Annotated in this window: 22 protein-coding genes and 1 pseudogene; 19 read left to right on the forward strand and 4 right to left on the reverse strand. The window is 33.5% G+C overall.

What is annotated here, in order from left to right; all coding sequences use genetic code 11:
- The first annotated feature begins 20 nt into the window (after window positions 1–20).
- The 16 genes from rfbA (at window position 21) to L1275_RS15785 (ending at window position 14,247) form a co-directional block, all read left to right on the forward strand.
- Window positions 21–902, forward strand: a complete 882-nt coding sequence (gene rfbA, locus L1275_RS15710) for a glucose-1-phosphate thymidylyltransferase RfbA (protein ID WP_253475612.1) — start codon at window positions 21–23, stop codon at window positions 900–902.
- Window positions 902–1,303 (forward strand): FdtA/QdtA family cupin domain-containing protein, encoded by a 402-nt coding sequence (locus L1275_RS15715; RefSeq protein WP_253475614.1) that lies wholly within the window; start codon window positions 902–904, stop codon window positions 1,301–1,303. The genes rfbA and L1275_RS15715 overlap by 1 nt, the downstream gene beginning before the upstream one ends.
- Window positions 1,296–1,706: an FdtA/QdtA family cupin domain-containing protein gene (locus tag L1275_RS15720; RefSeq protein ID WP_253475616.1), complete on the forward strand. Its 411-nt coding sequence runs from the start codon at window positions 1,296–1,298 to the stop codon at window positions 1,704–1,706. The genes L1275_RS15715 and L1275_RS15720 overlap by 8 nt, the downstream gene beginning before the upstream one ends.
- Window positions 1,703–2,167 (forward strand): acyltransferase, encoded by a 465-nt coding sequence (locus L1275_RS15725; RefSeq protein ID WP_253475619.1) that lies wholly within the window; start codon window positions 1,703–1,705, stop codon window positions 2,165–2,167. The genes L1275_RS15720 and L1275_RS15725 overlap by 4 nt, the downstream gene beginning before the upstream one ends.
- Window positions 2,168–2,176: 9 nt before the next feature.
- Window positions 2,177–3,274, forward strand: coding sequence for a DegT/DnrJ/EryC1/StrS aminotransferase family protein (locus tag L1275_RS15730; protein WP_253475622.1), 1,098 nt, complete (start codon window positions 2,177–2,179; stop codon window positions 3,272–3,274).
- Between the two features lies 1 nt (window position 3,275).
- The gene (locus L1275_RS15735) at window positions 3,276–4,529 is read left to right on the forward strand and encodes an O-antigen translocase (protein ID WP_253475625.1); all 1,254 of its coding nucleotides are present in this window, start codon (window positions 3,276–3,278) and stop codon (window positions 4,527–4,529) included.
- On the forward strand, window positions 4,519–5,724 hold the full coding sequence (locus tag L1275_RS15740; RefSeq protein WP_253475628.1) for a hypothetical protein: 1,206 nt from the start codon (window positions 4,519–4,521) through the stop codon (window positions 5,722–5,724). The genes L1275_RS15735 and L1275_RS15740 overlap by 11 nt, the downstream gene beginning before the upstream one ends.
- On the forward strand, window positions 5,724–6,845 hold the full coding sequence (wecB, locus tag L1275_RS15745) for a non-hydrolyzing UDP-N-acetylglucosamine 2-epimerase (protein ID WP_253475631.1): 1,122 nt from the start codon (window positions 5,724–5,726) through the stop codon (window positions 6,843–6,845). Before L1275_RS15740 ends, wecB begins: the two co-directional genes overlap by 1 nt.
- A complete protein-coding gene (locus L1275_RS15750) occupies window positions 6,835–7,956 on the forward strand; it encodes a glycosyltransferase (RefSeq protein WP_253475634.1) in 1,122 nt (373 codons plus the stop codon). The genes wecB and L1275_RS15750 overlap by 11 nt, the downstream gene beginning before the upstream one ends.
- A 123-nt stretch (window positions 7,957–8,079) precedes the next feature.
- Window positions 8,080–9,078, forward strand: a complete 999-nt coding sequence (locus L1275_RS15755; RefSeq protein ID WP_253475637.1) for an EpsG family protein — start codon at window positions 8,080–8,082, stop codon at window positions 9,076–9,078.
- A 6-nt stretch (window positions 9,079–9,084) separates the two neighbouring features.
- Window positions 9,085–10,146, forward strand: a complete 1,062-nt coding sequence (locus L1275_RS15760; protein ID WP_253475640.1) for a glycosyltransferase family 4 protein — start codon at window positions 9,085–9,087, stop codon at window positions 10,144–10,146.
- Window positions 10,136–11,269 (forward strand): right-handed parallel beta-helix repeat-containing protein, encoded by a 1,134-nt coding sequence (locus tag L1275_RS15765; RefSeq protein ID WP_253475643.1) that lies wholly within the window; start codon window positions 10,136–10,138, stop codon window positions 11,267–11,269. Before L1275_RS15760 ends, L1275_RS15765 begins: the two co-directional genes overlap by 11 nt.
- 54 nt (window positions 11,270–11,323) lie before the next feature.
- On the forward strand, window positions 11,324–12,517 hold the full coding sequence (locus L1275_RS15770; protein ID WP_253475647.1) for a glycosyltransferase family 4 protein: 1,194 nt from the start codon (window positions 11,324–11,326) through the stop codon (window positions 12,515–12,517).
- On the forward strand, window positions 12,510–13,118 hold the full coding sequence (locus L1275_RS15775) for a sugar transferase (RefSeq protein WP_253475649.1): 609 nt from the start codon (window positions 12,510–12,512) through the stop codon (window positions 13,116–13,118). Before L1275_RS15770 ends, L1275_RS15775 begins: the two co-directional genes overlap by 8 nt.
- A gap of 4 nt (window positions 13,119–13,122) precedes the next feature.
- Entirely contained in the window at window positions 13,123–13,641 is a 519-nt protein-coding gene (locus tag L1275_RS15780; protein WP_253475652.1) for a hypothetical protein, read from the forward strand.
- Between the two features lie 9 nt (window positions 13,642–13,650).
- Window positions 13,651–14,247, forward strand: coding sequence for an acetyltransferase (locus L1275_RS15785; protein ID WP_253475655.1), 597 nt, complete (start codon window positions 13,651–13,653; stop codon window positions 14,245–14,247).
- Between the two features lie 824 nt (window positions 14,248–15,071).
- On the opposite strand, the gene L1275_RS15790 is transcribed toward L1275_RS15785, so the two are convergent.
- Window positions 15,072–15,812, reverse strand: coding sequence for a peroxiredoxin (locus L1275_RS15790; RefSeq protein ID WP_253475659.1), 741 nt, complete (start codon window positions 15,810–15,812; stop codon window positions 15,072–15,074).
- A gap of 4 nt (window positions 15,813–15,816) precedes the next feature.
- Entirely contained in the window at window positions 15,817–16,323 is a 507-nt protein-coding gene (locus tag L1275_RS15795) for a hypothetical protein (protein ID WP_253475662.1), read from the reverse strand.
- Window positions 16,324–17,619: 1,296 nt separating this feature from the next.
- On the opposite strand from L1275_RS15795, the gene nagB reads away from it, so the two are divergent.
- Window positions 17,620–18,393 (forward strand): glucosamine-6-phosphate deaminase, encoded by a 774-nt coding sequence (gene nagB, locus L1275_RS15800; protein ID WP_253475665.1) that lies wholly within the window; start codon window positions 17,620–17,622, stop codon window positions 18,391–18,393.
- Between the two features lie 115 nt (window positions 18,394–18,508).
- Here the strand turns inward: nagB and L1275_RS15805 are convergent, their stop codons facing one another.
- Window positions 18,509–18,796: a helix-turn-helix domain-containing protein gene (locus tag L1275_RS15805; protein ID WP_253475668.1), complete on the reverse strand. Its 288-nt coding sequence runs from the start codon at window positions 18,794–18,796 to the stop codon at window positions 18,509–18,511.
- Between the two features lie 265 nt (window positions 18,797–19,061).
- Window positions 19,062–19,301: a transcriptional regulator gene (locus L1275_RS15810; protein ID WP_253475671.1), complete on the reverse strand. Its 240-nt coding sequence runs from the start codon at window positions 19,299–19,301 to the stop codon at window positions 19,062–19,064.
- A 1,367-nt stretch (window positions 19,302–20,668) separates the two neighbouring features.
- Here L1275_RS15810 and L1275_RS15815 point away from each other — a divergent pair.
- A complete protein-coding gene (locus L1275_RS15815) occupies window positions 20,669–21,805 on the forward strand; it encodes a DegT/DnrJ/EryC1/StrS aminotransferase family protein (protein WP_253475674.1) in 1,137 nt (378 codons plus the stop codon).
- Between the two features lie 995 nt (window positions 21,806–22,800).
- Window positions 22,801–23,798, forward strand: a pseudogene (locus L1275_RS15820) (hypothetical protein); the annotation flags it as partial.

Genomic DNA, 23,798 nt, shown 5'->3' on the forward strand with positions numbered 1-23,798 from the left:
CCTAACTACACTATAAAAAAATGAAAGGAATAATATTAGCAGGAGGTTCAGGTACTCGATTGCATCCCTTGACCAAAGTGGTTTCCAAACAACTACTGCCTATTTACGACAAGCCGATGATTTATTATCCCTTATCGGTATTGATGTTGGCAGGAATTAAGGATGTTTTAATCATTTCGACTCCACATGATTTACCGAATTTTAAAAGTCTTTTTGGTGACGGTAGTCAATTGGGACTGTCATTATCTTATGCCGAACAACCCAATCCAGACGGGTTGGCTCAAGCTTTTATTATTGGAGAAGCTTTTATCGGTCAAGATGATGTTTGTTTGGTTTTAGGTGATAATATTTTTTATGGTGCAGGATTACTGAAGTTACTCAAAGATTCTATACAAACTGTAACAGACGAAGATAAGGCCGTGGTTTTTGGATATTATGTCGATGATCCCGAGCGTTATGGTGTAGCGGAGTTTGATGCCGTTGGGAACGTATTGAGTTTGGAGGAAAAACCTCTGGTAGCCAAGTCCAATTATGCAGTAGTGGGTTTGTATTTTTACCCCAATTCGGTGGTGGAGATAGCAAAAGAAGTTAAGCCATCGCATCGTGGGGAATTGGAAATCACTTCGGTTAATCAAGATTATTTGAAGCAAGGAAAACTCAAATTGCAAACCATGAGTAGGGGATTTGCTTGGTTGGATACCGGTACTCACGAATCTTTGACAGAAGCTACGGAGTTTGTAAAAGCTGTTGAAAAGAGAACCAGTTTAAAGATTGCCTGTTTGGAAGAAATTGCGTTAAAACATCAATGGATTGATAAAAATAAACTTTGGGATCAAATAAAGGATTTAAAGGGGGATTATTATGATTATATAAAGAAGATAATCTTAAAACATAGTATTTAATGAATACAGCAAAAATTATTAATCTACCAAAGATTTTCGATGAACGAGGTAACTTGTCTTTTTTGGAACATCCTAATCAGTTACCATTTGAAATCGCTCGAACTTATTGGATTTATGACGTCCCAGGTGGAGAAGTTAGAGGTAGTCATGCTTTTAAAGAGCAACAAGAATTTATAATTGCACTATCTGGTAGCTTTGATGTAGTTTTAAATGATGGGCGCTCGGAGATGAAATTTTCATTAAATAGATCTTATTACGGGCTTTTTATCCCAAAAATGTATTGGAGAAAATTGGAGAATTTTTCGACAAATTCACTTGCTTTGATCGTATCGGATAAATTGTTTCAAGAAGAAGATTATATAAGGGATTTTGTACATTTTAAAGATATGAAAAATGTATAAAATAGATGACTGTAATTTAGTAGATCTACCTAAAATAGGAGATACTTGCGGTAATATAACGGTTTTACAAAACGACATCGATATGCCGTTTAAAGTTCAAAGAATATATTATCTCTATGATGTTCCTATGGGAAGTGAAAGAGGAGGACATGGTCACTACGAGTTAGAGCAATATATTATTGCCGCAAGCGGATCATTTTCATTTGTTTTAGATGACGGTGAAAGAAAAAAAACGGTTTTTCTAAACGATCCATCAAAAGCATTATATATCAAACCAGGTATTTGGAGAGAAATTGTAGGCTTTTCAAGTGGTAGTATTTGCCTGGTTCTGGCCTCTCGTAAATACGATGAAAAAGATTATATACGGAGTTATGATGCATATTTAAAATTTATAAATTCATGAAAAATTATACAGTGCACCCGTTAGCAGATGTACAATGTGAGAATATTGGCAACGATACTATGATTTGGCAATTCACGGTTATCTTGGCGGGAGCTAAAATCGGTTCAAACTGCAATTTAAATGCACAAGTCTTTGTTGAGAATGATGTTATTATTGGTAATAATGTCACTATAAAATCGGGGGTTCAAGTTTGGGATGGAGTAACCTTAGAAGACAATGTGTTTGTTGGACCTAATGTTACCTTTACAAATGATTTGTTTCCTAAATCAAAACAATACCCAAAAAAATTTGAAAAAACATTAGTTAAAAAGGGCGCGTCAATTGGTGCAAACGCTACTATCATTGCTGGTATAGTGATCGGAGAAAACGCACTAATAGGTGCGGGAAGTGTTGTTACCAAGAATGTTCCCGCAAATACAATATGGTACGGTAATCCAGCTGTACAAAAAGGAATTATATAAATTATTATTATGATTAAATTTTTAGATTTAGAGAAAATCAACAAAGAATATAAAGAGGAATTAACATGCGCATTTAATCGTGTAGTAGATTCAGGATGGTTTTTGTTGGGACAAGAATTAGCTAACTTTGAACAGGCCTATGCTAAATTTTGTGGAACTAAATATTGTTTAGGAGTAGCAAATGGTCTGGATGCTTTAATATTGATTGTTAGAGCATATAAAGAGATGGGAATTTTTAAAGAAGGGGATGAGATTCTAGTTCCTTCAAATACTTATATTGCTAGCATTTTAGCAATTTCCACGAACGGATTAACTCCAGTTTTGGTAGAGCCGAGCTTGGGTACTTTCAATATGGATCCGGACTTGATAGAGAGCCATATTACCGAAAAGACTAGAGCCATATTAGTTGTGCACTTATATGGGCAAACGGCGGATATGAATCGTATCAACCAGTTAGCAAAAAAATATAATTTAAAAGTTATCGAAGATGCGGCACAGGCCCATGGTGCAGAATACAACGGTAAAGTGGCAGGTAATTTGGGAGATGCCGCTGGACATAGTTTTTATCCTGGTAAAAACCTTGGTGCTCTAGCTGATGGGGGTGGAATTACTACAAATGATGAAGAACTATATGTCGTTTTAAAAGCCTTGCGTAATTATGGTTCACATATAAAGTATCAAAATTTATATCAAGGTATAAATAGTCGTCTAGATGAGTTAAATGCTGCTTTTTTAAGTATTAAGTTGGAACATTTGCCTGCTGTAATCAAGAAAAGGAGAGCGATAGCTGATATTTACCTTAGTGAAATTAACAATCCAAAAATTGTTTTACCTGTTGTTACAAATAAAAATCATCATGTTTGGCATCTATTTGTTGTACGTTGCGATGATAGAGAAAAACTACAACAATATTTAGAAAGTAAAGGAATACAAACTTTGATTCATTATCCAATACCACCTCACAAACAAGAAGCCTATAAAAACTGGGTTAATCTATCTTTACCAATTTCAGAAAAAATTCATAAAGAGGTTTTGAGTATTCCTATAAGTGAAGTATTGACAGAAGAGGAAGCTTTTGAAATTGTAAAATACTTAAATCAATATTAGATTGAAATTAATTAAAACAACAATTTTTTCGGGGTTAACTACTCTTGTTAAAATTTCAACAGGGTTTGTTTCGACCAAAATCGTTGCAATATTAATTGGAGCTCCTGGTGTAGCAGTGATGGGGGCATTTGTGAATTTCTTAGCTATTGTTTTAACTTTTGGAAATGGAGCGATAAATACAGGTGTTGTCAAGTATACAGCTGAATACTTAGATAATGAGCAGCAAACAAAAAAACTGTTTAGTACAAGTTTGCGTATTTCTTTTTTTTGTTCTTTTTTTATAGGTGTGTTTTTAACGATATTTTCTAATTCTCTATCACAGTTAATATTTGCTGATAATTCATATAAATTTGTTATTATCACTTTAGGGGTTACTTTGTTGTTTTATTCTCTGAATTCATTGTTGGTTTCGATTTTAAACGGAAAGGGACAGATTAAAATATTAACCTTAGTTAATACGCTAGGTAGTATTATAGGCCTCTTCATTACCTTGACTTTAGTGTATTTTTATAAAATTCACGGAGCCTTGTATGCTTTAATTTTGTCGCAGACACTAGTGTTTTTTGTGTCATTGACAATTGTTTTTCGTCAACCGTGGATGACTGTGGAACTTTTTAAACAGAAAATTGATTATTCAATAGTTCGCAAACTGAGTAGCTATACGTCAATGGCTATTGTCACAGCTTTAACAATTCCGGTTTCGCAATTGTTTCTTCGTAATATTATAATTGAGAAATTGAATATAACGGATGCAGGAATCTGGCAAGGAATGATGCGTGTTTCTGATGGTTACTTAATGATAATTAACATGGCACTATTGACTTATTATCTACCTAAACTTTCTAGTATTAAGTTGAAATCGGAATTGAGAAAAGAAATATTTCAAGGATATAAAATGATACTTCCTGCCGTGATGGTAATGAGTTTTACAATGTACTTGGGGCGCTATTTTATTATTGATTTATTATACACAGCGGATTTTTATCCGATGGAAAAATTATTTTTCTGGCAACTTTTAGGAGATGTTTTTAAAATAGCCTCATATATTTTGGCTTATTTGATGTTAGCAAAAGCAATGATGAAAATTTATATAATTACGGAGATTATGTTTTCTATTAGCTATGTTTTGTTTAGTTATTGGTTTGTTGGTTTGTATGGCGTCGAAGGGGCTGCAATGGGGTTTTGTTTAAATTATCTATTATATTTATTATTATTTATTATAATATTCAGAAAACTTTTATTTTATGGAAAATAGTAAATTTAGTTCAATTACGTTCTTTTATCCGAGTAAAATTGTTGGAGGTGCTGAGTTTCTTTTTTTGAGATTAGCAAACTATTTGTCGGACGATTTGTCTATATCTGTAAATTATGTTGACTATGAAGATGGATTTGTTGCAGGTGAAGTCAAGAAGAATAATCTAAAGATTAATTTGATTCCTTTTAAGGTTGTTACGAAATTAACCTTACCCCAAAATACTGTTATGATTGCTCCAATTTCGTCTAGTGTCGATATACTAAATTATTGCAAAGGCGATTGTAATCTCTTTTTCTGGTCGATACATCCAATGGGACTTAAAAATGCTTTAACACCTTTTAAGAAGTATAGTTTTAAATCTTTCGCATGGAGTGATTTTGCCAACGATATTGATTTTATGATTGACAAAAATGCATTGGTGTTTATGGATGGTGCAAATTTAAGTACTCAACGTGATATCTTTAATTTTAAAAACACACCTCAAAATTATCTTCCTATTATTTGTCTCGGCAAAAAGGATTACTTAAAATGCGAAATTCCGACAAATACTATTCATTTGGGAACTTTAGGTAGATTGAGTAGTGAAAAGGTTAATCCCTTAATCAATGTAATCGAACATTGTAATGCTTTTTTGGATAGATACCCTACTGAAACCATTAAATTTCATATAATAGGAGAAGGCGAAGCTAAGCATAAAATAGATCAGCTAGCATTGCATCCAAATCTTGAACTATTACATTTAGGTACCATAATTGGTGATGAATTAAATGAGTACATGGTAAATAATATTCATGTGATGTTTGCTATGGGAACATCAACATTGGAATCTGCGAGTCTTAAAATACCTACTATTCTCGTAGATTTATCTTATACTTATATGCCCATTGATAATAAATTTAGGTGGTTGTATGAAGCCGCTAATTATTCTGTTGGCGATGTTTACGATGTCAAAAATAGATATTTGCATGATTTCGAGGAAATAATAGCAAAGATTAAAGATCACTCTATCTTAAAAGAGGGTGATAGTTGCTATAGATATTTTATGGAAAACCACAGTATAGAAAATGTATCTCGACAGTTATTGCAAGAAGTAAACCTATCGTCATTTACATTACAAGATCTCAAGGATACGCGATTTAGTAGATTTAGAATAATTTCATTTTTAAGAAAAATTAATAAATTTAGAAAATTATAATGAAGAAAAATTTAATTGTATTTGGTACTAGACCTGAAGCCATAAAAATGGCTCCTTTAGTCAATGAATTTAAAAAGAATGCAGAGTTTTTTGACACTAGAGTTTGTGTTACAGCACAACATAGAGAAATGTTAGATCAGGTATTAGATTTTTTTGGAATTGTTCCTGATTATGATTTAGATTTAATGAAACCCAATCAAAACTTATACTCTTTAACGGCTGATATTATTTTAAATCTACAAGAGGTTTTAGAGGATTTTAAACCCGATTATGTATATGTTCATGGAGATACTACGACCACTATGGCTGCTAGTATTGCCGCTTTTTATTCAGGAGCACAAATTTGTCATGTTGAAGCCGGACTTCGTACACATAATAAGCGAGCGCCTTTTCCGGAAGAGATCAATAGACAAATCACAGGAAGAATAGCAGATTATCATTTTGCACCGACAGAGGCTTCGCGAGAAAACTTGCTGAAAGAAAATGTTAGCCCAGAAACTATCGTGGTTACCGGAAATACCGTCATCGATGCCTTAATGGACAGTTCGAAACGTGTAGAGACAATTGAAAATGAAGAAATTGCGAAATTAAAGACCTTGGTGAATCCGAATGCAAAATTGATTTTGGTAACCGGACATCGTAGGGAAAATCACGGGGATGGGTTTATTAGAATCTGCGAGGCCTTAAGAGAAATTGCAATCACGCATACCGATGTACAGATTATCTATCCCGTGCATTTAAACCCCAATGTAAAGAAACCTGTATATGAACTGTTATCGGGTATCGATAACATTAAACTGATTGATCCATTGGCTTATCCTGCTTTTGTATGGCTAATGAATCAATCGTATATGATTATTACGGATTCTGGAGGAGTACAAGAAGAAGCGCCGAGTTTGGGTAAACCGGTTTTGGTAATGCGTGATACTACTGAAAGACCAGAAGCGGTAAAGGCAGGAACAGTGATTTTAGTGGGAACCAATAGAGACTTAATCGTTAGAGAAACGAAAAGCCTGCTTCAGGACCATAAACGATATGAAATTATGTCTGGCTTACACAATCCTTATGGTGATGGAAAAGCAAGTGAGAAAATTGTGAAATTCTTTTTAAATGAGCGATAAACATATACTGATTTTTGAATATGATATTCAAAAGTATCCTCCGATATTGTCAATAATTAACTTTTTGCAGAATAATGGTTTAGACATTATTGTAATTGGTTGTTGTTATGATTTGATTTATATAGAATCTTTGAAGAAGAAAGGAGTTACATTTTATAATTTAATTGACAACAATACGCAGTCAAATTCCATTGTCAAATTTTTACGACTAATCTTTTTTAGAAAAAAAGTACAAAAAATATTGAAAAGCTATTCTCAAGAATCTCCTACTGTATGGCTGTTTGGACAAACTTCAATATGGTTGTTTTATCGTCTTATTAATAATTTTAAAACAAATTTATATTTGTTTGAGTTTCCTAGATTAGAAGTTTCCCTTCGTTATCGACTGTTATCACCGTTTATTAATTATAAAAAAGCGCTTCAAAATGCAAAAAATGTTATTTGCTGTGAGTACAATAGAAGTCACATAACCAAGTCCTTTTTTAATTTACAACGGCTACCTCACATAATTCCTAATAAACCAATAATGGATATAGCAATTGATGGAAGCCTAGAGGATGATAGTCGCTTTACAGGAAAGAAGATTATTTTATATCAAGGGATTTTTAATTATCCTGAAAGGCGTATGGACGAACTGTGTGAGGCTATTGCTTTTTTGCCAGACGAGTATATCGTCTGCTTAATGGGGAGTGATAACGACTATAAGAATACACTAAAAACAAAGTATGAGAATAATGATAGAATTGTTTTTTTACCATTTGTAGCAAGTCCTTCACATCTAAAAATCACACAAAAAGCTCATATAGGTTTTTTAACTTATTTTTCAGATGGTGGTAAAATTGAACATTCGCTAAATACGCTGTATTGTGCGCCCAATAAAATTTATGAATATGCTAACTTTGGAATTCCGATGCTCTCGAATGATATTCCTGCGCTAAACTACTTGTTCGAGAAACATAAATGCGGAATCAGTGTGGAGGGATTTACACCTGAAAGGATCGCAAAAGTGATTACCGATATAGACGCAAATTATTCGCTATATTCTGACGGGTCAAAAGCATTATTTAATGCTACTAATATAGACGATAAATTAAAAGAAATTATTTTATAAATGGAATTACACAGTTTACCCTATTTAGTACTTCTTTTTGTTTTTTTTGTGCTATTCTTATGCGAAAGAAGTTATATAACGGACCAGAAAGTAAGGGTTAGAATACAATATTGTAGCGCTATTTTGTTTTTACTATTTTTTGGATTTAGAGGGTATATAGGATCAGATTGGTTTAATTATAATTTAAAATATGAATCCACTTTGTGGAACGTATGGACAGCTGATGATTATGAAATTGGATTCTCTTTTTTAATGAAAATGTCTAAGTTGTTAGGATTAAGTTATCAGAGTTTTGTTTTGGGTATTACCTTAATACAAGTTTTTCTAATTAATAAATTATTTGGATCTTATTTAAAGTATGTTTCTTTAGGTTATATTTTATTGATAGCATTATTTCCAATAGTTATCATCGATTTACTTAGAAATTTTACAGCGATTTTGATTGGGATGTTCGCAATTCCCTATATTATTGAAAACAAAAAAACAAAAGCAATTCTAATTATATTGCTGGCGGTATCATTTCATACATCTTCAGTATTTCTATTTTTTCTCTTTTTTATAGGTAAAAAAGTCATAAACAAGAGATTGTTAGTCGTTCTTTCTTTCTTGGGAATAATAGTCTATTTACTTGAGTTTAATTTTTACAAGGACTTTCTTGAAATGATTGGAAGTGCAGTTGGAGGGAGAATTGAACATTTACTAAATCAAGGAGCGGATGATACGGAAAAAGCTTACGGAATCACTTGGGGTATATTGGAGAAGATTGTACTGCTTGGATTTATCATTATATATTACAATCGGGTAATAAAATACAATGCTTTCCTAGTGAATTCGTGTATCATTTATTTATTGGTTTATTTATATTTTAGTACGTCGCAATCGTTTATAAACAGATTTTCAAATTTGTTTTTATTAGGGTATATTTATATGTACACCAATGTAGTTTTAAGTGTTGCAGCTAATAATAGTCGATTTTGGATTCGATATATTTTGCTCTTTTGTTTTATGAGAACGGGGCTTTCTTATAATAATGAACTTTACACTTACTCCAACAATATTTTAAGTGATGACAATGTAAATACGAGGTTTTTAGCGAGGGAACAGTATTATAAAAACAGATAAAGTATAATGAAGGTATTACAAGTTGTCACAAGTCTTTCAACAGGTGGGGCGGAAAAATTGATTGTAGATATGATTCCGAATTTACAAAAACAAGGACATTTAACGGATGTTCTTGTTTTGAAGGATATGGAGTCAGGTTTTAGAAATCAATTAAAAGCCAGTACCAACGGTCGCGTTTTTTTTATGAGTAAAGGGTCCGTTTACAACCCTTGGCATATCATTAAAATTGTAAAATATTTACACCGATATGATGTGGTACATGTACATCTCTTTCCTGCGCTCTATTGGGTGGTTTTGGCGCGATTTATTAGTTTTAGTAAAACGAGGATAGTTTATACAGAACATAGCACTAATAATAGAAGGAGACAAAGTAAAATTTGGCGCGCTGTGGATAAGGTTATCTATCGTGGTCTAGATAGCATTTGTTGCATTACAGCTGCAACAAAGAAAAACTTAGACCAACATTTAGGTCGTGATACAGCAGCTAAAATTATCAATAATGGGATTGTTGTTGAGAATTATAAAAATAAATCAGCGAAATTTGAATATTTACCGCAAGGATTTAATCTCATTCAGGTGTCTAGTTTTCGTTCTCAAAAAGATCAAATGACGGTTATAAAAGCACTAAAATATCTTCCCGAAGAAATTTCTGTAATTTTTGTTGGAGACGGAGGTCTGCGACAAGAACATGAGGATTTTGCCGAGAAACTAGATTTAATGCATCGAGTAATTTTCTTGGGGAATAGATATGATGTTCCAGAGTTGCTTAATTTTGCCGATGTTGCTATTTTATCTTCTTATTACGAAGGGTTTGGTTTGTCTATAGTTGAAGGTATGGCAGCTGGTAAACCGGCAATAGCATCGGATGTTGAAGGGATTAAGGAAATTGTGGATGGATATGGACTATTGTTCGAGCAGGGAAATGAAAAAGAATTAGCGGACTGTATATTACAACTTTATACTAATCAACAATTTTATGCTGAAAAAGCCAAGAGTTGTGCCTTACGCGCTGAGGAATATACATTAGATAAAATGATTAATCTTTATATAAAGGAATATGATAGTTAAAAAGGCATTATACGTTTTATTGACTCTAGTGTTTTTTTTCTCGAGTTGTAGGGGACAAGACAAGGCAGTTTTTAAATATAAAGAGGTGCCTTTAAAACTTAATAAGTCAAAAAGGGTTCTTATAGATTTAAAGGGATTTATTGAGGTTAGTAATTATTTGCCAAAAGGATATTCCAAAAGGGGAAATATAGATTATACTATATATATTCAAAAAGCGCTCGATGAAAACCCTAATTTGGTTTTTCCGGATTTTCCGATTTTAGTTAATCAATTGGGGTTGGAGCTACAAAGCAACAGTAAGATTTTTTTCAGAGAAAAATCTAAAATAACTATAGAACCAAACAGTTTAACAAATTATTCCATTTTTAATTTGAAAAACATTTCTAATGTAGCCATCTATAACCCTCGTTTAGTAGGTGATAAATACGCTCATTTAAGTTCTAAGGGCGAGTGGGGTATGGGAATAAATATTGTCGGGTCACAAAATATAAAAATTTTTAATCCAATAATTTCAAAATGTTGGGGCGATGGAATATATATTAACGATTTTGATGGAATAAAATCTAAAAACATTTTAATTGAAGGTGGGATTGTCGATGATAATAGGAGGAATGGGATTTCAGTAATCAGTGGAGAAAACATCTCTATAAATGATATTGTTCTTTCTAATACCTCGGGAACGCTGCCGATGGCAGGGATTGATTTAGAACCCAATCACAACCATGAGGAATTAAAGAATATTGTTTTAAAGAATATTGTTAGTTACAATAATGGAGATGCTGGTTTCTTAATCTTTCTGGGCTCTTTTTTAGGTGAAAATCAAAAAACGGTCGATATTCGGTTTCTTAATTGTACCGATTATTATTCCGCAAAAGCAATTTCAATACCGGGACTTCTTAATAATTATGATAAAACTATAAAAAAGATAAAAGGACAAATCTCTTTTGAAGGTTTTACTACTGTTAATAGCGGTGTGTTTTTTTCTAAAAGCTCGGGTAGTTATACTTATACACCTCCTATTTTCGTTAAGAAGTTTCAGATTCAACAAGAAAATAAAAAGGATTTAGATAGTGAACTTAAATTTCGAAAATGGTTTAAGGAACGGAGTATTCAAGTGGAATAAAAGGGTTTGATTAGATTTAGATTTTGAGATAGAATAAAAATTAGTAAACAATAGATGAAATTGAAAATTTTACGCATAACCACTGTTCCGGTTTCTTTAAAAAAACTCTTAGAGGGTCAGCATCGATTTATGACCCAACAAGGATTTGATGTTATAGGAGTCTCTTCTAAAGGAAGAGACTTAGAAGCGGTTCGGGACAATGAAGGGGTTGCTGTTGTTGCGTTAGAAATGAAGCGTACTATTGCACCCTTAGCAGATATGGTTTCCTTATGGAATTTTTACAAACTTTGTAAAAAAGAAAAGCCAACTATCGTACATTCCCATACCCCTAAAGCGGGTGTCGTAGGAATGTTAGGGGCTAAATTGGCCGGCGTACCCATTCGATTGCATACCGTGGCCGGTTTGCCCTTAATGGAAGCTACTGGAGTAAAACGAAAGTTGCTAGATTTTGTAGAAAAACTGACCTACCGTTGTGCTACAAACGTATATCCCAATTCAAACGGATTATATGACTTTATTGTTGAAAATAAATATACAGATCCCAATAAATTGAAAGTAATTGGTAAGGGAAGTTCTAATGGTATCAATACGGCTTTTTTTGATACATCTCATTTTTCGTCGGAACAATTAAACCTACTTAAACAAGATTTAGGAATTAGTCCGGAAGATTTTGTATTTGTATTTGTTGGTAGGCTAGTAGGAGATAAGGGGATCAATGAGCTTTTAAAGGCTTTTGTTTTGGTGTCAAAAGCAAAAAATAATATTAAACTTTTATTGGTTGGTGATTTTGAAGCAGCATTAGACCCATTAGAAACTGTAACATTGAGTGAAATAAACTCAAACAAAGATGTCATTTCTGTAGGTTTTCAACCCGATGTAAGGCCCTATTTTGCGATATCGGATGCTTTGGTCTTTCCGAGTTATAGAGAGGGTTTTCCCAATGTAGTCATGCAAGCAGGGGCCATGGGATTACCGTCTATAGTGACCAATATTAACGGTTGTAACGAAATTATTATTGAAGGTGAAAACGGATTGATTGTTCCGGTAAAAGACGTTGGTGCAATCTATAGAAGTCTTTTGAAATTGTATGAGGACAACGATTACTTTCAATATCTGAAAAATAATGCTCGACGTATGATTACCGAGCGTTACGAACAAAAGCTCGTTTGGAATGCCTTATTAGCGGAATATAATCGATTGTTAGTGGATAAAGGATTTACTGTCCAACAAAATAACTATAATGTATAAACATTTTTTAAAACGCATCTTGGATTTTTTTGCGGCACTTATCGGCTTGCTTTTATTGAGTCCTATATTTATAATTGTTACAATTGGGCTGTTTTTTGCCAATTCAGGCAAACCCTTTTTCTTTCAAAGAAGGCCGGGTAAAGACGAACGAATTTTCAGCATAGTCAAGTTTAAAACGATGAACGACAAAAAGGGGGCAGACGGGCAATTGTTGTCTGATGCCGAACGATTAACGCCTATAGGGGCGTTTGTTCGTAAAACCTCTTTGGATGAAATCCCACAGCTCATTAACGTCCTAAATGGCGATATGAGCTTGATAGGACCACGTCCCTTATTGGTGCAATATCTACCGTTGTATAACGATAAACAGAAAAAGCGACATCAGGTGCGTCCGGGCATCACCGGTTGGGCTCAAGTCAACGGCCGGAATGCGATTTCGTGGGAACAAAAATTTGAACTGGACGTCTGGTACGTAGATCATTTGAGTTTGTTGTTGGACATTAAAATTTTTATCTTAACTTTAAAAAAGGTGTTTATTAGAGAGGGGATATCAGCGGACGGTCAAGCAACTATGGAAGCATTTAAAGGTAGTAAAAGGTAATATTATGAGAAAAATAATCGCGGTTATACTATTTTCTAGTTCGAGTTTTGGATTCGCGCAAAGCAATGAAAATGAATGTGATGGCTTAAAAACAAAAAATATAAAACTCGAACAAGACAACTCTTTTTTCAAAGTTGCCTTAGATTTGCGGCAATCAGAAAGTAAGATCCAAATTGATAACAGAATCGTTATAATAAACGAAGTAGTTTATGATGCGAAAGAGAAGCAGTTGCGGGTGAGTGGTCTTGTGGAGAACAACAATATAAATTATAAGGGGATCAATTTTTTTGGAGCAAATTTCGTAGATTCAAAAGGGGAATTTCATGAAACCTTTACTGTATTACACCCTTCGGGAAAAGGCTTTTCGATTTTGAGTTCTACAACTGAAGTTCCTTACGGCTTTACTTTTGTATTTAAGAATATTAATGCTTATATCCCAGTAATTAGCTTGCTGCAAGTCAATTTGGCTACCAAAAACTTGAGGAACGACGAGTTTAAATTTAAGGGAGTGACAGTTAAATAAAGTTTTATTATGTATTTATATGGAGCGAGTGGTCATGGAAAGGTGGTGGCAGAAATTGCTGAAGCTCTGAATATCCCTATTTCAGGTTTTATTGATGGAAATCCCGAAATAGAAGTGGTTTTAGATTATTCTGTTATTGAAGATATACCTATTAATATCGACCAAGTGGTGATTTCTATAGGCAATAATAAAATTCGCAAAGAGATAGCTACGCGATGCAAAAAATTAAGTTTTATAACTTTAATACATCCGCATAGTACTACTTCCAAAAGAGCAAGTGTAGGGGAGGGAACAGTTATAATGGCGGGTGTTACCATAAATTCAGGGGCAAAGATCGGTAAACATTGTATCATAAATACAAATGCTTCTGTAGATCACGAATGTATTATTGCTGATTTTGTTCATATTTCGCCTAATGCTGCATTAGCAGGAAATGTAGAAGTTGGAGAAGGCAGCCACTTGGGTATAGGTTCCTCAATCATTCAAGGTGTCAAAATTGGAAGTTGGGCGACTATCGGAGCAGGTTCTGTTGTCCTTAAAGACGTACCAGATGGCGCTGTAGTTGTCGGGAATCCAGCAAGAATCATTAAATATAATGTATTTTAATATTGAGTTTATATTAAATGCAGTAAATAACACCAAATGCTTCCTCTGTAGTATGGCTTCGAGGAGATGTGATTTTTACAGGTCCTTTTCTATTTACAAACCTCTTAAAGTTTCATTCTCCATAGTGATATGTCGCAAGGTACAATTTTGGCTACAGAACCTTGAATTGGAAGTTTTTTCTTCATTTTGCGGAGTCTATTCAAAATGATGAATTATATAAAAATATTTTACTTGTACTTACACTGTCCAAATCTAGGAATATAATGGAAAAGGTAGACTTATACTTAATGGGACTTAACTTCAATCAGTATCAAGCGTGGTCAATTGCTGTGTTGTAAAACAAAGAGTTGAATATAAATTATAGCGTAGTTCAAGGAAATGAAATAATCGAAGTTAGTGCAAACGGAAATCGGCGAGTACTAATAAAATCAATAGTTACTAGGGTAAAATTAAGTATAAGATAAAAGGTATTTACCTTAAAACTTGTAGAAGTAAGGTGAAACATTTTAGAATGTTTTCTACATCAAGTAATAGGACGATAACTCGTGATGCCTATTTCATTTTAATTCAGAATAAGTGGGTGTCAATTTTGACTATAATATTATTATCAAGAGGTGCAGGATGATTATCGCCAACCAAAATCATCTAAAGAATGTGGTAAAAGAGATAGTTGCGATTAATTATAGAGCTTTAGAATTTGGTTTTTGTGTTGCCATACTTAAGTATGCTGAAAAACAAGATGCTATGTAATTAAATGTTGTTGGATTTTTAAAACGATAAAGGCTGTCCTTTTGAGACAGCCTTTGTTAAAATAAATAATTAAACTAAAATTTTTCTCTTATTATTTTTTCAATACTTTGATAATCGTGCGGATTGGGATATATATCTAAATCAAGATTATTCTTTCTAAAAAAAGCAAAAGGAAATCCTAATTCATTTTTGTATTTTTTTGTCAAAACAGGTAACAAATTATTCAATTCTAATATAATCCAATCATCATTAATAAATCCATTTTTCTTATAAATCGCTCCTTTTTTATAATTTTCTATAGTATTTACATTTTCAAAAACAGCGATGAACTTTATATTTTTATCCTTGAACTTTGATGCTAAAATATTCATATTATTATATTCTGATACACACCCCCCACAATTAGTAGATGTTATATAAAATAAAGCATTCATATTCTTTACTTCATCTAAAGAATATTTTTTACTATTTAAACTTTTAAATTTAGGATATAAAACTCTTTCATTACTATTTTCATCAACGATAATCATTTTACTAGTGTCCCCACCTAAATCACTAATCAAAAAAGCAAAGACATTGGTAAAATCGTCCTCATCAACATAAGCCTTTTCTAATAAATCAATATTCCAAGAAGATAATTTTCCATTTGAATCAAAAACCATTGTTTTTTTAAAATCACTTCTATCTGATTCATTTAGATTTAAAATTTTAGAAAGATTAGTTTTTATATAAACATCTTCTTTGCTGTCCTTAATTTTGTTTTTACAAGATAAAAAAAAAGCCAACACTAAAAAAAGGCAAAATATTTTTTTCATAAAATTAATATGTTCTTGTACATGAATGACCTATGTATTTCATACAATCCCCGGTACTTTGATGCTTTATATAATCTTTATATGTAATTGTCCCAGTACCGCCAGTATCTGCATCATCTGTCATATGATCTCCTCTAGACAAAATCTTTTTGTTATTTAACCTTTTAGATTTAGGGTATAGAACTCTTTCATTATTATTTTCATCAACTATAATTATTTTACTAGTGTCCCCACCTAAATCACTGACCAAAAAAGAGAATATATTTGTAAAATCTTCCTCATTAACATAAGCCTTCTCTAATAAGTCAATATTCCAAGAAGATAGTTTTCCATTTGAGTCAAAAACCATTGTTTTTTTAAAATCACTTCTATCTGATTCACTTAGATTCAAAATTTTAGAAAGATTAGTTTTTAAATAAACATCTTCTTTACTATCTACTGTGTTTTCTGAATCAGACGAACAAGAAATAAAGAATAGAACTCCAAATAACCCAAATAATACTTTTTTCATAATTATAATTTTTATTGAACAGCAAATTTAGAGACAGATTGTTTGCAATAAATACCATAAACATGGTATTTATTGCAAACAATCTGTCATTTTTTTTACTTTTTTAGGTATTGTACGACCTACAAGAATATCACAGCTTGCTTTATCTTACTATTTATCTATACAACATTAAAAAACACGATTAGCCCTCTCTTAAAGTACAATGCTTTCGGTTAAATCATCCGCATCAAAATCCGCTTCTATTGTCTTAATTCCTCCATGTGATTGATAAGTTAGTTTCCCTTTTCTATTTTATCAATGTGCATAGAAAAATCCTCTCCTTATACAATAGAAAGCTTAAGAGTATATTAAAATAAGTTGAAATAATTGTTCTAATTGAGGTATATAAGCTTTTATATGGCTTGCTATTTTAATACGACCACAAGTTGAATACGGACGATTCTTACAATAAGTCGTGCGTATTTTAATCAGTCCATTATACAGATTGTGAACCCGCTATCGTTAGTTAAGAAAACGGGAATTCTTTGATAATTTACTCCTTCTTGCTCAGCTTTTTATAGACGTTTGTATCGTTCGGATACTTTGTCGATGGGTGTGTAGCTAGCAGCTCCATTCTAAAAGGTATTTCTTTATAGTGCTCCAAATTTTTTCGTCTAAGGAATTTATAATAGTTTCATCGGTTACTTCTAGAGCTTGTGCAATCATGCTGATTTTGTGGTCTTACAATTCGGCGGTATTTTAATTGGAAACATTTTGTTGGCTAATACCCAATATTTCGGCTAAGTTTTCTTATTTAATTCCTCTTATTGCTCGAATGCGAAAAATTTTGCATACGAGGTGTCCTTAATAAAAGATCGCAGCGAGATATACAAATAATTATAAGATTTTTAGATGCTTGATTTTTCTTCTAAAATGTATTTAGAAATAAAGGGAGGATAAAGGGAGGATAAAGGGAGGATAAAGGGAGGATAAAGGGAGGATAAAGGGAGGATAAAGGGAGGATAAAGGGAGGACATTTTACTGCTGTGATCGCTAGAATTACTGTTGCATGGTCAACCATTTTATGGAATTTTGAAAACCTAGTTTTAGCAAAAAAAATGGGCAACTGGGGTGTATTAGATGATACAGCTACTAATGAATAGCGCGCTTATAGTTGCGTGTAGTTAATCGTGCGGAGCAACTGATCGAGTGATAAAACCAACTGGGAACCTTTTATATTTTTCTGTGTTTTTTCAGATAGATTTTGTATTTTTGAAGATGTCTTAGTTATAAGCCTTAAGAAACTTTATTAAATCCATGTCTTTGAACAACCAAGTCGAAAAAACAGTAAAAGTATACCCCAATAACGAAAGTGCGTCTATTTATGTGGCACAGCGAATCGCTTTATTGATCAATCAAAAGAAGATCCAAGGAGAAAAACTGATATTGGGTTTGGCAACGGGATCGACACCCAAATTAGTGTATCGGGAATTGATTCGTTTACATCGATATGAGGGATTGAGCTTTAGACATGTGGTGACCTTTAACCTGGATGAATACTATCCGATGCAGCCGGTTGATGAACAGAGTTATAGTGCATTTATGAATGCAAATCTGTTCGACCATGTAGACATATTGTCGGAAAACATACATATTCCCAACGGGACCCTTTCTATGGAACAGGTAGAGGCGCATTGTGATTTATATGAAAAGAAAATTAAAGACTTTGGCGGTTTGGACTTGCAATTACTAGGCATCGGGCGTACCGGACATATTGGTTTTAACGAACCGGGTTCGGAACTGCATTCAGCTACGCGTTTAGTGACGCTCAATGACATTACTATCGAAGATGCCATCATGGACTTCGGAAGCCGGGAACGCGTTCCTAAGCAAGCAATAACCATGGGGATTAAAACCATTACCCAAGCCAAGGAAATCATCTTATTGGCTTTATCCCAACGCAAAGCTGAAATTATACATCAAGCACTGGAGGGAATGATATCAGCGGGAGTACCTGCAACCTACTTACAGCAATTTAAAAATGTCGAATACGTGTTGGATCAAGAAGCAGCATCGCGATTGACGCGTTAGTCGTAATTCGTTAGTCGTGATTCGTTAGTCGTGCATTCTCTGTAGCCTACGATTCTCTAATCACTGCTCACTGATTACTGCTCACTCGTATCCGTTAATTTCAGATCCCGAGTCCTTACTTGAGCTTTCCCAATTTAAAATCTTTTGACAATTGGATGTACCTATCCATATCAAAGTCAAAGAGTTCTTTGATGGTAATATCGAGTTCCTTACTTATTTTAAGTAGGGTTTCGTAGGTGGGATTGGTGTTTCCTCTTTCGATTTCGCCTATGGTTTTTTTGGCATTCCCTGTTTTATAACTGAGTTCTTCTTGAGAGAGTTTTTCGTGGACATAATTCTCCCTCAGTTCTCGAATTCGATAACCCAACGCCTCGTTCTCCTGTTTAAATCGTTTTTTGTCCATAGTAGTAAATATCGATTTTTAACAAAAAATATTTGGATACATATAGGTTGTTTTTAAAAATTATTTTTATATTTGGGTCAATATCAATGAGATGGAAAGTTTAAGTCTGGTGGATATTGTAGGAATAACGGGCTTTTGAAGTTGGTTTTTCGAAAAAAAAAGAGCTCTTTGAGGTATTGTAAAAGACGTTGTATAGTGGTTTGGAAGTTAAAAAAAATAGCAGTGTTATAAAAGAACATCTAGTAAAAATTTTACCAAATTAAAACTAACAATCAATTAATTTAAAAAATTCATATAGTTTTATATTGCGGGCTTCACAAATTTTCTTTAAAGTAAATACCGGTATGTGGTAAACCACTTTTCCGGTTTTAAGGGCTGTGGTCTTAATTTTTCGAACGATGCTTTCCTCGATATTATGATCTAAGGCAAAACCGCGTTGCGAGTACGCTTCGAGTATCCAATGATGATAAATGTAACTGCAGATGATAAAGTTAATGTCAAGCATGGGATCAAATTAACACAAATAACCAAATAAAAATGCGCACGATGATACGCAAATACGGTTGTTTGGCTGAAATTTCGACAAAGAAACTAAAAGGAGAGTACTGCAGTATGTTTGGGAAAGCGCTATCTTTTTGAAGAACCAACTGAATTGTTCAAAAGGTATAGCCTTCGGAGTCATAGAGCCTTTTCATAACCGACCAATACAACACAAAATATATAAAAGGGGTGCTTGCTAGATTAAATATGATTTAAGGTTAATACTTGTTTTTAGTTACTCTTTTTTAATGATGGAAGGCGTTCTTTGATCTTCTTACTGAAAGATTTTAATTCAGCTAAGAAGTGAGGGGTGGCTTTCAACTTTTGGCGCGGGCTCGACGATTATTTATAGATAAGCCGAGTGTCTGTACGATAGCGTAGAGTACTCGCGCCTTTTTTTAAGCTAAGAGGTTTTTTGATTTAAACCCGTATAGTATAGATCAGATTTAAGAATATTTATCCCATTTATAGGCTTTAGAAGTACCCCGTATAAATTTTATTTTAAACACATAGCCGTGTTTTTTGTACAGTTAAATAATAAAAATGTTGTACTAATAAAACGTTGAAGATTAGTTATTGCCTTCTTTATATAGTTTTTAGGTGTACACGGGAGAACTGCCTAAGGGCTTCTGGAGGAATTTATGGGCTTATAAAAAACGAACGCTGAAGTTGAGTTTTTTATGATGGGATTAAATTTAAACACCGTGTGGCGGAATTTTAAAGTTTTCATTTTTCATGATTTTTATTTATTTTAAGATTGCCTTTTTTTAACTGAAATTGCCGTTTAACCTTAAGTCCTTACAGGCGGTAGGTTTCACATGGATTTGCCTCCTTATTATTACCACTATTTAAGGGAAACGATAGCGGGATATAAGGAGGTTTTTTATAACAATTAAAAGGTTTATTTATTAAAATAAGCTAGTCACTGCCGTTTTTACCAGTTGATATATTATAAGGCTGTGTTTGTGGAAATTCGATTTTTTTTTGATCATAATTTTAGAATCGTATTAAAAATGCTCAGTTACCCGAAAACGGAGTAAATCACCACGTAGACATGGTTAGTCCTCCTTGATATTCCTGTTGTTTTAAGGGAGATGGATAGGGATGCAAGGGGGATCTTTTACAAGAACGGCAATTTTTACAGATGAAATAATACAAAATCGTATCAGCAAGTATTAATAGGAACAACAGCATGGATATTAGATGATAATCATCTGGGAATTATGGGATATATCTGCCAATTAAGTATAAAATTTTGATAAAACAAAGCTCAAATATCTATATGAAATTGTCAAATTTACCTTTACCTTTATATTTCCAAAAAATACTAGCATGAATTCAAAAATTTGGTTGTCTTCTCCTCATATGGGAGGAAATGAATTGCACTATATTCATCAAGCTTTTGATGAAAATTGGGTAGCGCCTTTGGGACCCAATGTTAACGGATTAGAGGATGATCTGGCTAAAGCATTAAATAAAGAAGTATTTGTAGCGGCTTTAAGCGCAGGAACAGCGGCTCTTCATTTAGCCTTAATTCAGTCGGGCGTACAGCCTGGAGATGAGGTGATTTGCCAAACCATGACGTTCTCTGCTTCAGCCAATCCGATTGCCTATTGTGGAGCGATCCCTGTATTCATAGACAGTGAAAAAGAGACCTGGAATCTTTGTCCTATAGCATTGGAAGAAGCTATTCAAGATCGTATGGCCAAGGGTAAAAAACCCAAAGCGATTGTCGCTGTTCATTTATATGGAATGCCTTATAAAGTAGCTGAAATCAATGCCGTAGCTGAAAAATACGGTATACCGGTTATAGAAGATGCAGCTGAAGGTCTAGGAAGCACTTATAAGGGTGAAAACTGCGGTACTTTTGGAGCATTCGGTATCTTGAGTTTTAATGGAAATAAAATCATCACCACTTCTGGAGGAGGAGCCTTGGTTTGTAAAACCAAATCTGCTAAAGATCAGGCAGTGTTTTTGTCGACTCAAGCGCGAGATGAAGCACCGCATTACCAACATTCTCAAATAGGTTATAACTATCGCATGAGTAATATTGCTGCGGGTATCGGCCGAGGTCAGATGGAAGTTTTAGAAGATCGCGTACAACAACGTAGAGCCAATAATTTCTTTTACCGACAATTGTTTCAAGATATTGCTGGAGTCTCGGTATTTGTAGAGCCGTCTGACGATTTTTTCTCTAACCACTGGTTGAGTTGTATTACTATAGACTCAAGCCTTTGTAGTAAAACGACAGAACAATTGAGATTACATTTATTAGAAGATCAAATAGAATCAAGACCATTATGGAAACCGATGCATTTACAACCTGTATTTGCGGCAAGTCCTTATTATGGAGGAACAGTCGCAGAAGATCTGTTTAAAACGGGGCTGTGTTTACCTTCAGGATCTAATTTACAAGAAGAGGAACTACATCGAATTGCCGCGGCTATTCGGAGTTTCTTCAATTCATAGTTACCTATCCAGTTACTGCCAAGTAACTGGATTTTTTTTTGTCCAAATATTTTACGGTATGCGGACAAGAATTCAACGGCTTTCGATTATCGCAAAAGATCGTGACCCGGATTTTCACCGCTGCAAAGATCCCCTCAAACAAACCCTACAGTCTTTTCTTCTGGATATTTGTCCGTTGGGATAAAATAGACTTATTTTCAAATGATACATATTGTGGAGTATTTATGGTCAAGTTAACTGATAAAGTACGCACTTTGAGTATTAGTGGAAACGGTCTATCGTATTATCCCGTAAACAGGCAAGGGCTGTCGATATTTACTTTATATACAAAGCATAATGATTGGATTCCCGTAGCTATCAGCTACAGGAATTCATGATTTGAAACGATTTTTTTTCGTAAACTAAACGGTATTCGGCTGTTTATTAACTGAATATAAGATGATAATCCGTTTTTAACAACTGTTTTGTATTTAAAGTACTTCGGTATTTACTCGTTTTAAACCTCTTTTTTTGGCAATTTAAAAGTCATTTTTGAGTGCTAAATTACGGGATTTGATGTTTTTTGACTTTTATCACTACAATTATTTATTTTTTTTGTCCTATTTCCAACCCTTTTTGTACATCTAAGATTTTTTTTATATTTTTTTTATGATAAAATTAAACTTAGTCTCAAATTGATTAATTGAAGTCATGGCTTATATCTTATGGGAATTATTCAATATCTGTGATCCTACTTTAAAATTTTTAACGAATCAGTTTATTTATTGGGTTTTCCATTAAACGGCTGATTTTTAAATATGTGTCATATTATTAGACCTACGTACGTCCATTAATTTGAAACATTATTAGTAAAATAAATTGCCAAATTCGCATTCTAGAGATTAATACTTTTGATAGTATAGGCGAATTTGTAAAAAATTATTGATTTATCCATTATTCGGAGGCATCTACTCTAGAGAGTTACAAAACGAAAAAATAATTAAAATTTATTTCAGATGAAGAAAAAATTACTTCCTTTAGCAGCATTACTTGTGAGCGGTATGGTTTATTCCCAAGTCGGTATTGGTACACATTATCCGAACAAGTCGTCACAATTGGACATTAAATCCGACGACAAAGGGGTTTTAATCCCGCGCATTGCTTTAACTAGTGTAACTGATGCTTCAACAATCGCCAATGGGAATGTCGAAAGTCTATTGGTGTATAATATAACCTCAAATGCTGAAATGCAACCGGGTTATTTTTATTGGTTTAGAAATAGATGGACTAGAATGATTAGTGATGAAGACACTACCCTGTTTTTAAATACGAGCAACGTTAAATTAAGTGTTATTAATGGTCAATTGGTTTTAGAAGATACCGAAGGACATATCGTTTCTGTATTGCTTAGCGATATTTCAAAACCTGAAACGGTAACAACCTTAGTAAAAGATGCGACCACTGGGGTATATACCTATACCAACGAGGCTGGAGATACAGTCGATATTACAGTAATCTCCGATGTCACCAACAAATTTGAGGAAATAATTAACAATACAACGGTTCAAGATATCTTAAACCAGTACATCACAAAAATAGAGGGAAATGTTACTTATGATGGTACCAATTTCAACTATTATGATGATAAGGGTGTTTTACAAATCATCAATATCACCGATTTAGTAAAAGCTGCTGAAACGCTGACGACTATCGAACAAAATGCTACGACTCGAGTATATACTTATACCAACGAGGCTGGAGCAACAGTTGATATCAACGTAATTGCAGATGTGACGAATAAATTCGAAGAGATCATCAACAACACTGTTGTAAAAGAGATTTTAAACCAATACATCACAAAAATAGAGGGAAATGTTACTTATGATGGTACCAATTTCAACTATTATGATGATAAAGGGGTTTTACAAATCATCAATATCACCGATTTAGTAAAAGCTGCTGAAACGCTGACGACTATCGAACAAAATGCTACGACTCGAGTATATACTTATAC

The sequence above is a fragment of the Flavobacterium sp. HSC-61S13 genome (assembly GCF_024171535.1).
Taxonomy (GTDB): domain Bacteria; phylum Bacteroidota; class Bacteroidia; order Flavobacteriales; family Flavobacteriaceae; genus Flavobacterium.